The organism is Terriglobia bacterium (assembly GCA_020072645.1).
In the GTDB taxonomy this organism is placed as follows: Bacteria; Acidobacteriota; Terriglobia; order Terriglobales; family Acidobacteriaceae; genus Angelobacter.
The window spans coordinates 121,800-135,058 of record JAIQGK010000002.1 but is presented as its reverse complement, the minus strand read 5'-3'; the positions used below and the strand labels follow the sequence as shown (position 1 = coordinate 135,058).

The 13,259-nt window shown below is 55.3% G+C and carries 10 protein-coding genes; 3 read left to right on the top strand and 7 right to left on the bottom strand.

Annotated elements, in window-relative coordinates; translation table 11 throughout:
- Positions 1-27: 27 nt before the first annotated feature.
- Genes LAO76_02695 through LAO76_02665 form a run of 7 tightly spaced genes read right to left on the bottom strand, consistent with a single transcriptional unit; the run spans position 28 to position 7,662 of the window.
- Complete coding sequence (locus LAO76_02695; protein ID MBZ5489822.1) at positions 28-510, bottom strand: chemotaxis protein CheX; 483 nt, start codon at positions 508-510, stop codon at positions 28-30.
- A gap of 6 nt (positions 511-516) precedes the next feature.
- Positions 517-954 (bottom strand): response regulator, encoded by a 438-nt coding sequence (locus LAO76_02690; protein ID MBZ5489821.1) that lies wholly within the window; start codon positions 952-954, stop codon positions 517-519.
- 23 nt (positions 955-977) lie between these two features.
- Positions 978-2,060: a chemotaxis response regulator protein-glutamate methylesterase gene (locus tag LAO76_02685; GenBank protein ID MBZ5489820.1), complete on the bottom strand. Its 1,083-nt coding sequence runs from the start codon at positions 2,058-2,060 to the stop codon at positions 978-980.
- Positions 2,057-4,183: a chemotaxis protein CheA gene (locus LAO76_02680; protein ID MBZ5489819.1), complete on the bottom strand. Its 2,127-nt coding sequence runs from the start codon at positions 4,181-4,183 to the stop codon at positions 2,057-2,059. Before LAO76_02680 ends, LAO76_02685 begins: the two co-directional genes overlap by 4 nt.
- Positions 4,180-5,085, bottom strand: coding sequence for a protein-glutamate O-methyltransferase CheR (locus tag LAO76_02675; GenBank protein MBZ5489818.1), 906 nt, complete (start codon positions 5,083-5,085; stop codon positions 4,180-4,182). The genes LAO76_02680 and LAO76_02675 overlap by 4 nt, the downstream gene beginning before the upstream one ends.
- Positions 5,086-5,114: 29 nt before the next feature.
- A complete protein-coding gene (locus LAO76_02670; GenBank protein ID MBZ5489817.1) occupies positions 5,115-5,600 on the bottom strand; it encodes a chemotaxis protein CheW in 486 nt (161 codons plus the stop codon).
- Positions 5,601-5,616: 16 nt separating this feature from the next.
- Complete coding sequence (locus LAO76_02665) at positions 5,617-7,662, bottom strand: HAMP domain-containing protein (GenBank protein ID MBZ5489816.1); 2,046 nt, start codon at positions 7,660-7,662, stop codon at positions 5,617-5,619.
- Between the two features lie 546 nt (positions 7,663-8,208).
- Here LAO76_02665 and LAO76_02660 point away from each other — a divergent pair.
- Genes LAO76_02660 through LAO76_02650 form a run of 3 tightly spaced genes read left to right on the top strand, consistent with a single transcriptional unit; the run spans position 8,209 to position 13,258 of the window.
- Complete coding sequence (locus LAO76_02660) at positions 8,209-11,454, top strand: PAS domain S-box protein (GenBank protein MBZ5489815.1); 3,246 nt, start codon at positions 8,209-8,211, stop codon at positions 11,452-11,454.
- Complete coding sequence (locus LAO76_02655; protein ID MBZ5489814.1) at positions 11,451-11,852, top strand: response regulator; 402 nt, start codon at positions 11,451-11,453, stop codon at positions 11,850-11,852. The genes LAO76_02660 and LAO76_02655 overlap by 4 nt, the downstream gene beginning before the upstream one ends.
- Positions 11,849-13,258, top strand: coding sequence for a sigma-54 dependent transcriptional regulator (locus LAO76_02650; GenBank protein MBZ5489813.1), 1,410 nt, complete (start codon positions 11,849-11,851; stop codon positions 13,256-13,258). The genes LAO76_02655 and LAO76_02650 overlap by 4 nt, the downstream gene beginning before the upstream one ends.
- Position 13,259: the final 1 nt, after the last annotated feature.

Below are 13,259 nucleotides of genomic sequence, written 5' to 3'. Positions count from 1 at the left end.
TGGAATCGCTATGAGAAGAAGTTAGCTCTAGTTGTCAGTTCGACGCTTGCGGTTATAACGCATGGCGATATTCATAAAAATGTTTCCGCTGCCTGTGTCAAAACACATCACCAGTGATTCCTGATCTTCACTGCTTTTTTCGCCCAGTTCATCGGCATGGATCACCGGCGGATAAATTTTGAACTTGAATCCCTGGTCATTGAGCGCGGTAATGGCGCTGCCAATCACCATATTGGCCAGTTCGCACACTGTTTCCCGCGCCACTTCATCGCTTTCGGGTACAGGTGATCCCGTGAGATAGCTCGCTACCTTGGCCGCGGTTGGCGTATCGATATCAAAGATGATACGGCCTTCAATGTCGCCCTTGATGGTAACCATGGAAGCGACGCCTTTGCGGCGATAGGCTTCTTCGTCCATGGTCACGTCGCCCATGCGGGCCGCGCATTGCAGCGTCTCCGCCAGCACGGCATCGGCCGCGTTGATGAACGGCTGAATCAGTTCGATCTTCATCGGGTCTCAGCTTTCCTGGGCAGTTGGTGTTGCCACCGCAGCGTCATCGCCCATTACGTACTTGATGACTTCGTAAAGTATTTCCGACTTCACCGGCTTCTGGACAAAGTGGCGCGCGCCCTTTTGCAGCGCGGCAACAATGTTTTCCTGGTAGCCGACGGAAGATACCATCACGATGCGGGCATTCGGATGCGAACGCACGATGCGTTCCGCAGCCTCAATGCCTTCCATCTGTGGCATGGTAATATCCATCAACACCATGTCAGGCGTGGTTCGGTCATATTCGGTAATGGCGGTGCAGCCATCGCCGGCCTCGCCGACAATTTCTCCGCCGAAAGCCTCAACCATCTTCGCTACGTTCTTGCGCGCGAAGACGGAATCGTCCACCACCAGATAGCGGATCGGCCTGCCGTCTTTACGAATCAGAATTGGAAATGTTTCCATACTTGTTCTCCTCGCGAATCCAATCAAACTTTTACTACTGCTCGAGCAATCTTTTCCGGGTTGCACTGCATGGCCAGCGTATTGGCCAACATATCCAGCGGGACAATGCGCATCGCATGTCCGCGTTCCACAGCCGCTTTGGGCATGCCGAAGACCGTGCAGGAATCCTCACTCTGCGCAATCGTCAGCGCGCCCGCATCTTTCATCAAACCCAGGCCTTCGGCGCCATCGTCGCCCATGCCGGTCATCAGAACTCCCACGGCGCGGCTGCCAAACTCCGCGGCTACTGATCGAAACAAAATGTCCACTGACGGCCTGTGACCGTTGGTGCGCGCTTCATCGGACAGCACCACGGTGTTGCCCAGCGGCATCCGCCGGACTTTAATGTGGCGATCTCCTGGGCAAATCAGCGCGCGCCCTGCAATCAGCAGGTCGCCGGATTGCGCTTCTTTTACGTCGATGGCGCAGGACTCATCCAGCCGCCGCGCAAACATCTCCGTAAATCCTTCCGGCATGTGTTGCACAACAACAATGGTCCCGGGAAAATCGCCGGGCAATTGCTGCAACAAATATTGCAGCGCGTTTGGCCCGCCGGTAGAAATGCCAATCGCCACGAGCTTGGTAGGCTCACGCCGTCCTCTTATTGGTTTTTTGTCCATTCGCGGACGATCGAATGTGAGTGGCGCCGGCGTGTTGCGCACTTTGGTCTTGGCCGCGACCTTGATCTTGCTGATCAGGTCCACGGCAATCTCATCCATATGAGCGGAAGCAGCGTCGCGCGGCTTGGCCACAAAATCAAACGCTCCCAGCGCCAGCGCTTTGAATGTCGCGCTTGCGCCCTCCGTGGTCAACGCGCTCACCACGATCACCGGCACGCGGAACCTCCGCGTGATCTCGCGCAATGTCTCCAGTCCGTCCATACGCGGCATTTCCAGGTCCAGCGTCACCACGTCAGGACGAAGGTCTTCAATCTTCTTGAGACCAAAAGCGCCGTCCATCGCCGTTCCTACAACTTCAATTTCGCTGTCCCGAGCAAGGATCTGTGGAATCAACTTTCGCATCAGTGCGGAATCATCCACCACCAGGACTCGCAATTTGCTACTCATGCTGTGGCCCCCACCATCTGTAACTTGCCGAGCTTTGCAACTACACTTGAGAGATTCAGGATCAGAACCACCGTTCCATCGCCCAGGATGGAAGCGCCGCTGACCAGGTCCGTGGCCACCAAATGATCGTCCATGGCCTTGATGACCAATTCTTCTTCGCCTACCAAATGGTCCACCACCAGGCCGAACTTGCGTTCGCCCGTGGAAATCACTACCACAAACATCTTTCCCGTTTCCGCCGGCTCTTTTTCCAGACGGTGCAGATGCAGCAGCGCAAGCACCTCATTGCGCAATTGCATTACCTCGTGCTGGTCCACACGATGCAGTGCTCCTTGCGTCGTCCGCGTAATCTCCACAACTGAAGCCAGCGGTACCGCGTATAACCGGTCGCCCACGCGGAAGAGCAAAGCCTTGATGATTGCCAGTGTCAGCGGCACCTTCAGGAAGAACGTTGTTCCTTTGCCGGCGGTTGTGCGAATGCTCACAGTGCCTTTTAGTTTTTCCAGCACCGTCTTCACCACGTCCATGCCTACGCCACGGCCGGAAATAGACGTAACTTCCTGCGCGGTGCTTAAGCCTGGATGGAAAATCAGGTTATTGATCTCTATTTCGCCCAGCACCGCTGCGTCGCCCTGTTTGATCACTCCGCGCTCCACTGCTTTTGCTATCAGCTTCTCGCGGTCGATGCCCCGGCCGTCGTCGGTCACCTCAATCACAATCTCATTGCCCTGGTGATAAGCGTCAAGCGTTACCGTGCCTTGCGCCGGTTTTCCATCGTTGATGCGCTCTGCCGGAGACTCAATCCCGTGGTCCACGGCATTGCGTACCAGGTGCGCCAACGGCTCCGCCAGCATGTCTAGAATGCTCTTGTCCAGATCGGTGTCCTGGCCCGTCACCACCAGATTTACTTCCTTGCCGCAGGACTTCGCTACATCTCGCACCACGCGGGGAAACCTGCGGAATAGATGTTCCACCGGCACCATGCGGATCTTCATTACAGATTTCTGCAGGTCATTCATGATCCGTGCCTGGAATGCCATGGCGTCAGAGAACCGCATATTCAATGGATCTTTGGGATGACGCTTCTCAAATTCGTTGATTGCCTGGTGCAGCATGCTCTTGGCGATGATCAGTTCGCCCACCAGATTGAGCACGGAATCAATCTTCTCGGCGTCCACGCGGAGAAGCGTTTCAGACATGCTGGCGAAACTTGCGGGCTGCGTGTCATTTGCTATTTGCGAATTGGCGCTCTCAGCTCTTTGTGTTGCAACTTCACGGGCAGCAGCCGTCATCGCCGGCGTTTCTTCAGCCCGAATGCTGGTCTCGGTTTCATCTTCCTGCGGAGCGGTTACGTGCCTCACAATATCCAGCACGTCATCCGCAGGCTCCTGCGTCTGTCCGGCTTTTTGGACCAGGACTTCCGCAACTACAGACGGAATGCGGCACTTTTTTGCGATCCACTCCTCGGAGTTGTCGCTGGCAATGGCCGCTTCCACCACGTCCAGATCGTTACTGAGCGTGCTCTGATCGGGCGCCACGGCCAGCAGCTTTCCACAGTCCTGTAACACGTTGCGGATCAACTGCATTGCGGCGCCGCGCATCGGGCATTGCGGTTCAATGGAGAACGCCACGTTATAAACCGTTTCTCCGCGACCCAGCGCATCCGCCACCACCATCTGCTCGTATTCACTCCAGACGAAGCGAGCCTGCAGCTTGTAACGCACTGTATTGGCCGGCTTTCTGGTAAGCGAAACGATCTGTTCTTTCAGCTCTTCTCCTGCCGGCGGTTGCAGGCTGCCTCGATACGCGGAGAGCATGGAACTGAACGTATCGGCGGCAATCAGGACCACTTCCGCTAAAGCTGACTTGCTCACAGCGGCAATATCCGGACGCAAAACATCTTCCAGCGCATGCGCCAACTCGCTCAGCTCGGTGTAGCCACAGGCCGCTGAGTCTCCCTTCAGGGTATGGACTGTGCGTCGAACCTGGCGCAACACTTCTTGATCTTCCGGACGCTTCTCCAGCTCCAGCCCCTCTTCGTTGAGTGTCTGCAACAGTTCTGTTGCGCTCTCAAAGAACAGTTCGCGAAGCTCGGCCGCGTGATCGTCAGAGAAGAAGTTCACCCTGCCACCTCAATGCGCTGGTACGCCGTGCCGTTGTTCTGGTGGATCATCTTGTATTTGTCTGACAATCCAAAAAGGCTTTCCGCATGCCCGATAAAAAGATAGCCTTCAGCGTTCAAACAGCGATACAGCTTTTCCACCAGGCGCTTCTGCTCCGCTTCATCAAAGTAGATCATCACGTTGCGGCAGAAGATTACGTCATTGCGCTGGGGGAGGAATTCCGTTTTCAAATTGTGGAAGTCAAAATGGACCAGGTCTTTCAATCCTCGCTTTACTGCGTATCGGTCGCCCAGCTTGTCGAAATAGCGCAGACGGTACGCGTAGTCCACGGATTCCATTTGGCTTTCTGAATAAACACCTTCTTGCGCGGTGCGCAATACCGTGTAGTTAATGTCGGAAGCCAGTATCTCCACCTTCCACGGTGGGGGAATCAGTGGCTTGGGGCTGGGCATTTCAAATGGCAGCGGATTGCGCAGATAGTAGTAGGCCAGCGCGTCGCACACCTGCATCGCCAGCGTGTATGGCTCTTGTCCCGTGGAACATCCCGCGCACCACAGGCGCAGGCTCCAGTCGCGCCGTTCCTGCTTCCGTTTCAAGAGTTCTTCCAGGACATTTTTTTGGAACAATTCAAGTTGCGGTTTGTTGCGAAAGAAGCTGGTTTCATTCACCGTGAGGTTTTCCACCAGCGCGCTCATTTCCGCTTTGCCCTGATAGCTGGTGAGCAGGCGATAGTAAGCGTAAAACGTGTCCAGCCCGCAGATCTTCAGTCTGCGTTGCAGGCGGTCCTGCAAAAAATGGGCCCGCCTTTCATCAAAGTACATGCCGCATTCCTGATATACCAGCGTCTGCAGCAGCTTGTATTCCGGTTCACTGATTTGGATTTGAATACTCGGAGTGGCCATGGTTTCCCGTTTTTCGTCCTAGGTGCCGATTACAATCCAGCGAAGGCGGCTGCCGCTCGTGGTTCGTTCACTTCCGCCACCCGCCGCAGTTCGCCCTTTTGCAGGATCCTGTTCAGGTCAATCAAAATGATCAGCCGGCCGTTCAGCTTGCCTACGCCGGTCACATAGTTGAGTTCGCCCTGATCAAAAACGGGCGGCAGTTCAACATCGCTCTCTGGTATTTTCAAAACTTCTGAAGCGCTGTCCACGATCAGCCCCACCAGCTTCCCGTGTACCTCCGTCACCAGGATGCGGTTTTTCTTGGTGGGCTTAATATCTTTCTCTCCAAAGCGGCGACGCAGGTCCACCACGGAGACAATTTTGCCGCGTAGGTTGATCACGCCCTGGACGCAGCCGGGTGAATCCGGCACAGAAGTGATCTCCGGCACGCGCACAATCTCATGCACCAGCGCGATTGGGACGCCAAAAACTTCGCGCCCTACGCGAAAGCCGACAATGTGCATTTCTTTGGACATCCGGGTCTCCTTCGGCTTAGTTGTAGCTTCCGCCCGCGGTCGCGGTTGCATATTGTGGTGTTGGCGTGCCGCGGCCCGATTGCTCTTCGTTCCGGCGCTGCCCAGCCCGCGCATCGCGTGCCACCATGTTTTCCAGGACAAAGCGGTCCATCGCCTCCAGCATGGAGCGTGACATCTTTGACATCTGCTCCGCTGAAGCCGCCAGCTCCGTTGATCCGGAAGAAGACCGCTGTACCAGCTCGCGCATTTTTTCCATGGCGCGGACTACGGCTTGCGCCCCCGAGGCCTGTTCTTCCACTGAAGAGTTGATTTCATGAGTGATTTCATTCAGCCGCGTGGTGGCCTTGGCAATCTGCGATGAACCGTGCGATTGCTCATTGGTCGCCGCGCCAATCTCCTGCGCGAACTTGTAGACTTCGGAGACAACGCTGGAAATCTTCTTCAGCGCGCCGCTCAGGTCGCCGCCAAGTGAAAGGCCTTCATTCACAATGGTGGTGCTCTTTTCCATGTTGTCCACCGCCTTGCGCGCTTCCTTCTGAATGCTCTGGATCAATTCAGAAATCTCTCGCGTGGACTGTGCGGATTTTTCTGCCAGCTTGCGCACTTCGTCGGCTACAACGGCAAAGCCCAGGCCGTGTTCACCGGCTCGCGCAGCTTCAATGGCAGCGTTCAAAGCCAGCAGGTTGGTCTGCTCAGCCAGGTCGTCAATGACTTCAATGATCTTTCCAATATCGTCCGCGCGCTGGCCCAGCGCAGAGATAATTTCTGCTGACGAACCGATGGAAGCATTGATCCGGCTCAAGCCGTCCGTTGCTTTTTCCATCGTATTGATTCCGTTATGCACTTCGTCACGCGAACGCTGCGAGATATCCAGCAGCACTTTGGCCGTATCTGCCACGCGCTGGATTGAGGCCACCATCTCATCGATGGAAGCGGAAGTTTCGCTCACGTTGGAAGCTTGCATCTGCGTGCTCTTTACCATGTTCTGCACATTGATGCTCATTTCATGCATGGTGCTGGTGACTTCATCAATGGCTGAGGCCGCCTGCACGCTGATCTTGGCTGATTCATCAGACGCCGAGGCCACCTGATTGGAGCCGCTGGCTACCTGCGCCGCGCTGTCGCGGACGTTCTTTACCAGGTTGCGCAGGCCGAGCGTCATTTCGCGGAAAGCCTTGCCCAGCGTATCGCGCGATGAACGCGGATTGATTTCTACCGATAAATCACCGCCGGCAATCGCCTCGGAAATGCCTGCCATCTCGCGCAGATAGAGCACCATGTTGTTAAAGGTGCGGGCCAACTGGGCGACTTCATCTTCGCCCCTGATTTCCACCTTCTGCTCCAGATCGCCGGTGTTGCCAATCTGCCCGGCCACACTGATTAATTGTGAAAGAGGTGATGTAATCGATTTCGCTACGCGCCATGAGATTGAGGCGGAGAGCAGGATCACGATCATGAGACCACCCAGGGTCACGAAAGTGATCAGCGTTGCCGCCTGACTGTCCGACGATTCGGCGTCCGTGTTGGCGTTTTTCATCATGCCGGCAAGCTGCACTAGGGGCTGTTCTTCTCTTTGTTTCTGTTCTGGTGTGGGTGTTGCCTGAAGGTAGGCGATCTGCAGCTCCGCCACCGTCGCGCTGCCCGTATCCACCTGGCGGCGTTTTTCCATCAGCGGTGCGGCAAAGACCCTGCCCCATTCACGTTCAGCGTCGGCCAATTGGTCCAGCAATTGTTTCGCTCGAGTGGTGTCTCCCAAAGCTGTGCCGCTCTCCTTGATCTCATTGATCAGGTTTTCCACTTCATTCTGGCCGCGGGCAAGGGCATCCGCTTCGCGGCGGTCTCCGTTGAGGAGGAAGTTTCGCAGAAAAAGACGGTTCTCATTCCTTGCCTTGTCCAGTTTGGAAAGGCTTTCCACCATCGTGATCGACTGTTTGTATAGCGTCCTCGTCGTTTGCTCGTGCCGCACTGCCAGCCAGTTCACAAAGAACGCAACGACCACGATTGCCATGATCAGGCCAAAGCCCATATAGAGCTTGCCGCCAATTGTCTTGTTAATATTCATGTTCCGAACCTCTACGGCCGCTTCGCTTCACGGCTCTCATTCTTTTTCATTTCGCAATATCTGCTTCTTGTTCCCGACCTCTGCCCAGTCCAAAACCGCCTTTGGAAAACTCCCGCTCCGGGAACACAACTGCCCTTACAGGGAATGAGCGGATAAATAAAAGCAATGTCATGGCCACCTAAGCATGGGACTAGCCCTTTCGGTACCTGGGAGTTTTTAGGGCTGAGCAGAATCAATGATTTACGGGGCCGCGCGGTTGCGGCAGGCTGCTGGTTTAGGCAGGGCAGGGACTGAACCCAAGCAATCTCTATGATTTAGCGTCTCATTTGGCGTGATGCAATCATCCTCGATCTCACTGTGAGACGGTCTTTCCGGTCATTGGCTCACGTTGTTGCGGTGATTCCGGCAGGTCAATTACTTATTGACTCAAAATGAGATTCCAGAGTACCTTCAGGCTTCCCCGTCATAAAACCCTTGAGACGAATGAGACCGACGATAAAAGCGAGCCTAGTCAAATCCAAAGCCCCAGTTAAAGCACCTGCACCCATGGAGAGAGTGCTTGAGGCCTGTGCGAAGCTTTCTTCTTTTATGGGTGGTTTGCCGGCTCTTCGACAGCGCATTACGGAATCAGCCGCAGACATTTTTCACGCCGTTGTCTCAGGAATCATGGTGAGAGAGGGTGAAACCTTCCATTCTGCGGCGGTTTGCCCCGGGGCAGGCGATCCGGCAAGTGCAAAAGCTCTGATGGAGCACGCCCGTTCTTACGCCAGCCATGCGATCGACCAAAATCAACAGCTCAGTTTCAAGTTCTCTTATCGATTCACGCAAACGGAAGCTGTTTATCACGGGCTGGCGCAGCCTATCCTCACGACGGGCACTGTTGCCGTTTTGCTAATGGTTCGTAAGAACGCTTTCACCCCCGCCGAAATCTCCGCGTTCGGCGTAATGGGCGACATTGGCCGCATGGCCCTGGATAATTCCGAGCTGGCCGACATGTATGCCGGGCAAAAACAGAAGCTCGATCAACTGCTGGAAATCTCCGCCGACCTGGGAAGCTCACGGCTGGAAAGTTTTTTCCCGGCTTTTGTTGTTCGCGCCGCCGACTTTCTGGGCGTCGCACGCGCTTTTGTCGCTCTGGTGGATCAAGGCGAGTGCCGCCTACGCTGGGCCGCCAGTAAGGGCTCGGCAAGCCGCGTTGACATCGATATTTCTGCGCTCGCCAAGCGCGCGCTGGATTCCAGAAACCCGCACCTCAGTGAAGACATTAACCAGCTTTCGTCCATTGAGAAAGCGCAGCTGCGGCGCTGGGAGTCTGACCTGAAACACTACCTCGGGATTCCATTGCTCACCAGCGACGGACGCCAGCTCGGCGTGCTGGGATTTCTCGACAAAAAAGACAAGACTCGCTTTTCGGCTGACGACGTTCGCCGCGCCCGTGTTTTAGGCGCTGAAATCACGGTGACGCTGGAAGCGACCCACAATCTTCAGCTTTCAGACCAGCACCGCAAGCGCACTGAAGACTTGATGGAAATGGCCTTGGATCTTGGTTCCGCGCTGCGACTGCCGGATTTTGTGAAGAACTTCACCGAGCGCGTCGCCGGCATGATTGGGGCGCGATCAGCCATCCTCTCTTTGGCCCAGGGTAATAAGGTGGAGAGCGTCGGCTTTTGCGGGCCTCGGCCAGAGCGCGAACTGCAACGCAAGTTAAACGCGGCGTTTTCTGAATATGCGGAGCGCCATCCTGACGTGAAGATTACCGGCAGCGGCGTTCAGGCGCTTGGCCCGGATCTGATAGCGGCGTGCGGCTGGCAGAATCTGACTCTTGTTCGGTTGGAAGGAACTGAAAGCGATCTTCTCGGCATTCTGGCTCTGGCCGATATCAGCCGTGAACTCATGCCCGGCGATCTTAACCTGCTTCAGGCGCTCATCGTTCACGCGTCGGTGGCGCTGGAAAATTCCAGACTGTTCACCAGGATCACGCAGTCCAGCCGCCAATGGGCGGAAATTTTTGATTCGATCTCAGACTTCATTGTGGTGCACGACGAACATTTTGAAGTCCTGCGCGTGAATCGATCTTTATCCGAGTTCATCGGCGTGCGCCCTGCTGAGTTGATTGGCCTGAGCATGCGCGCCCTGGTCTCGATTGCTTCCGATTCGCCGCAGCCCTGTCCTTTCTGCCGCGCGGAAAACGAGTCTGACGAATACCTGCATCCTGTGCTGGAACGTACATACCTTGTCTCAAGTTCGCGCATCCATGGCGCGCTTGATGAAGGCCTCCAGACTGTTCATGTGCTCAAGGACATTACCGACCGCCGCGAAGCTGAGCAGCGCTATCGTGAGTTGTTTGATAACGTTCAGGAAGGCGTTTTCTTTGCCTCGCCGGAAGGCCATTTTATCGAGGTAAATGACGCTCTGGTCCGCATGCTTGGCTACCAGACGCGTGAAGAAGTGCTGAAGCTCGATCTTCAGAGCCAGGTATATGTCTCAGCCGAGCAGCGCGAAGAAATCACCCGCCAATTGCACCACAGAGGCGCGATTCGCAACTTTGAAGTAACGCTAACCCGCCGTGACGGCAGCATGATTCATGCGCTGGAAAATGCTTTCGTTGTAAAAGACGGCCAGGGCAAGATCATGCAGTACCGCGGCGTCTTCCTTGATATCACTGAAGTGAAAAACTTCCAGGCGCAATTGCAGCGCGAGCGCGACTTTACCAGCAAGATCCTGAACAACACACAAACCATGATCATGGTGGCTGATACCGCCGGTTTAATCAGCTACGCCAACCAGCGCGTGTATGAAGGCGGTGGCTTTGACCAAAATGAGTTGGTCGGGCACCGCCTGGACCGCATCATCTCGCATTCTCACAAGAAGGCTTTTGCTGAAGCCTTTGACGCCAGCCTGCACGGTTTGCAATCAGACAATCTGGAACTGATGATCACGCGCGGCAACGGCACGCAAGGCAAGTTTTCCGTAAACCTGAGTCCAATGCGCGATGACCGCGGCGAAGTCAGCAGCGTTGTCGTCTTGATGACCGATATCACTGACACTTCCATGATTCAGGCCAAGCTGATGCACACGGAAAAAATGGCGGCCGTCGGCCAGCTTGTTTCCGGCGTTGCGCATGAGGTCAACAATCCTCTTACGGCCATCATGGGATTCTCTGATCTGCTCATGGAAAATCCTGATGTTCCCGGCAGCGCGCGCAAAGACCTGCAAGTGATTCTGGAAGAAGCGCAACGCACTAAAGAGATTGTGCAGAATCTGCTGAGCTTTGCCCGCCAGCGCCCGCCGCAACGCCAGCCGTTACAGATCAATAATATTCTCCGCAAGACAATCGCGCTGCGTTCTTATGACTTCGCTAACCACGGCGTGCAGATCGTGGAGAAGTTCGATTCGCGCCTGCCTGATCTGATCGGCGATTCCCATCAGCTGCAGCAGGTGTTTCTCAATATCCTGAACAACGCTTATGACGCTGTGCAATCTGCCGGTCGGCCAGGCCTGATCGAGATCGAGACGATTCAGGATGGCGGCTGGGTCGAGGTCCTGTTCCGCGATAACGGCGAAGGTATCCAGTATCCGGAGCGCATCTTTGATCCATTCTTTACAACCAAAGAAGTCGGACAGGGAACCGGCCTGGGCTTGAGCATCTGCTATGGAATCGTGCGTGAGCATGAAGGAGAGATTCTTTGCGCCAACAACCAGGAGACGCAAGGAGCCACCTTCAGTGTGCGTCTGCCTGTTCGAACCAGGACCGATTTGAAGCTGGTCGTTACCGCGGGAGCCAAGCAATGAACTCCGGCGCTGCAACGCTCGCACGGTTGCCTTTGCTGCTTATTGAAGATGAGCGCTCCGTGATGGAGTTCATCCGCACGGCACTGGAGCGCAATGGCTATGCCTGCAGCACGGCCAACTCCGCGGCGGAAGGCATTCGCACTCTGGAAACCGGCAGATTTGGCGGAATTATTTCCGATATGCGCACGCCCGGCGGAGCCAGCGGCGCGGACGTGCATTCATGGATCGTGCTACATCGGCCGGAACTCAAAGACCGCATGCTTTTTATTACCGGCGATACCGTGAATGAGAACACCATGAAGGCATTGCAGAGCACTGGCGTGCCTTATATTGAAAAGCCTTTTCGAGTGCAGGAACTGATCAATATTGTGGAAAGGATTTTCGGCAAAGCGGAATGACCAGTGACGCCAAAGTCCGTTTCATGATCGTGGACGATCATCCGAGCATTCGCAAGCTCTGCATGACCGTGGGTACCTCCGTCGGCTTCAGTTGCGTGGAAGCCGAAAGCGCGGAAGCCGCCCTGTCTCAACTGGAAAACGGTTCCCCCGATATCATCCTCACCGACCTGATGATGCCGAACATGAGCGGCCTGGAATTTTTGCCGCGCGTAAAGCAGTTGCTGCCGCGAACGGAAGTGGCGATCATGACCGGCCACGGCTCCATTGAGACCGCGGTGCAGGCCATGAAGCTTGGCGCTTATGACTACATCACCAAGCCCTTTCGCGTTGAAGAACTTAAGCTGCTGTTGCAACGCATGGCGGAAAAGGTGAACCTGGTTGCGGAAAATCAGTTCCTGCGCGACCGTGTAAATGCCGAGATGGAACTCAGCGGCATTGTTGGCTCTTCACACAAAATCCAGGAAGTGCTGCGAATGATTGCCCGCCTGAAAGATACGCGCACGCCTGTGTTGATCACCGGTGAAAGCGGAACAGGCAAAGAGTTAGTGGCGCGGGCCATTCACTATCGCGGTCTGCTTTCCAAGCGGCCTTTTGTGGCTGTGGATTGCGGCTCTCTGGTGCCCACGCTGATCGAAAGCGAATTGTTCGGCTATGAGAAAGGCGCGTTTACCGGCGCCATGCGCTCCAAGGAAGGGCTGTTCCAGACGGCCAATGGCGGGACTATTTTTTTGGACGAGATTGGCGAATTATCTCCGGAATTACAAGCCAAATTGCTGCGCGTGTTGCAGGAAAAAGAAGTGCGGCCAGTCGGCAGCAATCAGAAATTCAAAGTCGATGTGCGAGTGATCGCCGCTACCAATCGTGATCTGGAAGCTGCGCAAAAAGAGGGCACCTTCCGCAAGGACCTTTATTTCCGCCTGAATGTGGTGACGCTGAATCTACCGCCATTGCGGGAAAGACGCTCTGACGTTGTGTCCCTGGTCCACTATTTTTTGGACCGCTTTGCTCCCGGCAAAACCATCACGATTTCTCCTGCGGCCATGGAGGCGATGTTTCAGTATGACTGGCCGGGCAACGTGCGCGAACTGGAAAACTGCATTGAGCGTGCCGTAGCGCTCGGCGATCAGGAAATGATCGAGGTATCTGATCTGCCTCCGGCAGTGCGCAAGCAAAAGGAATGGATCTCTTCCGGGGACGAAATGGATCTCGAATATGAACCGGCTCCATCTTCAAATACCGATCTGGAGGAACTGGAGCGTGAAACGATTCAACGGGTTTTTGAGCAAGTGAATGGCGATAAGGCGCGTGCGAGACAGATGCTCGGGATCAGCCGCGCAACTTTGTACCGGAAACTTAAGCGCTACAACATTGGTCCTGGGGCCAAGGCGGCATCGGCGTCGTCATGAG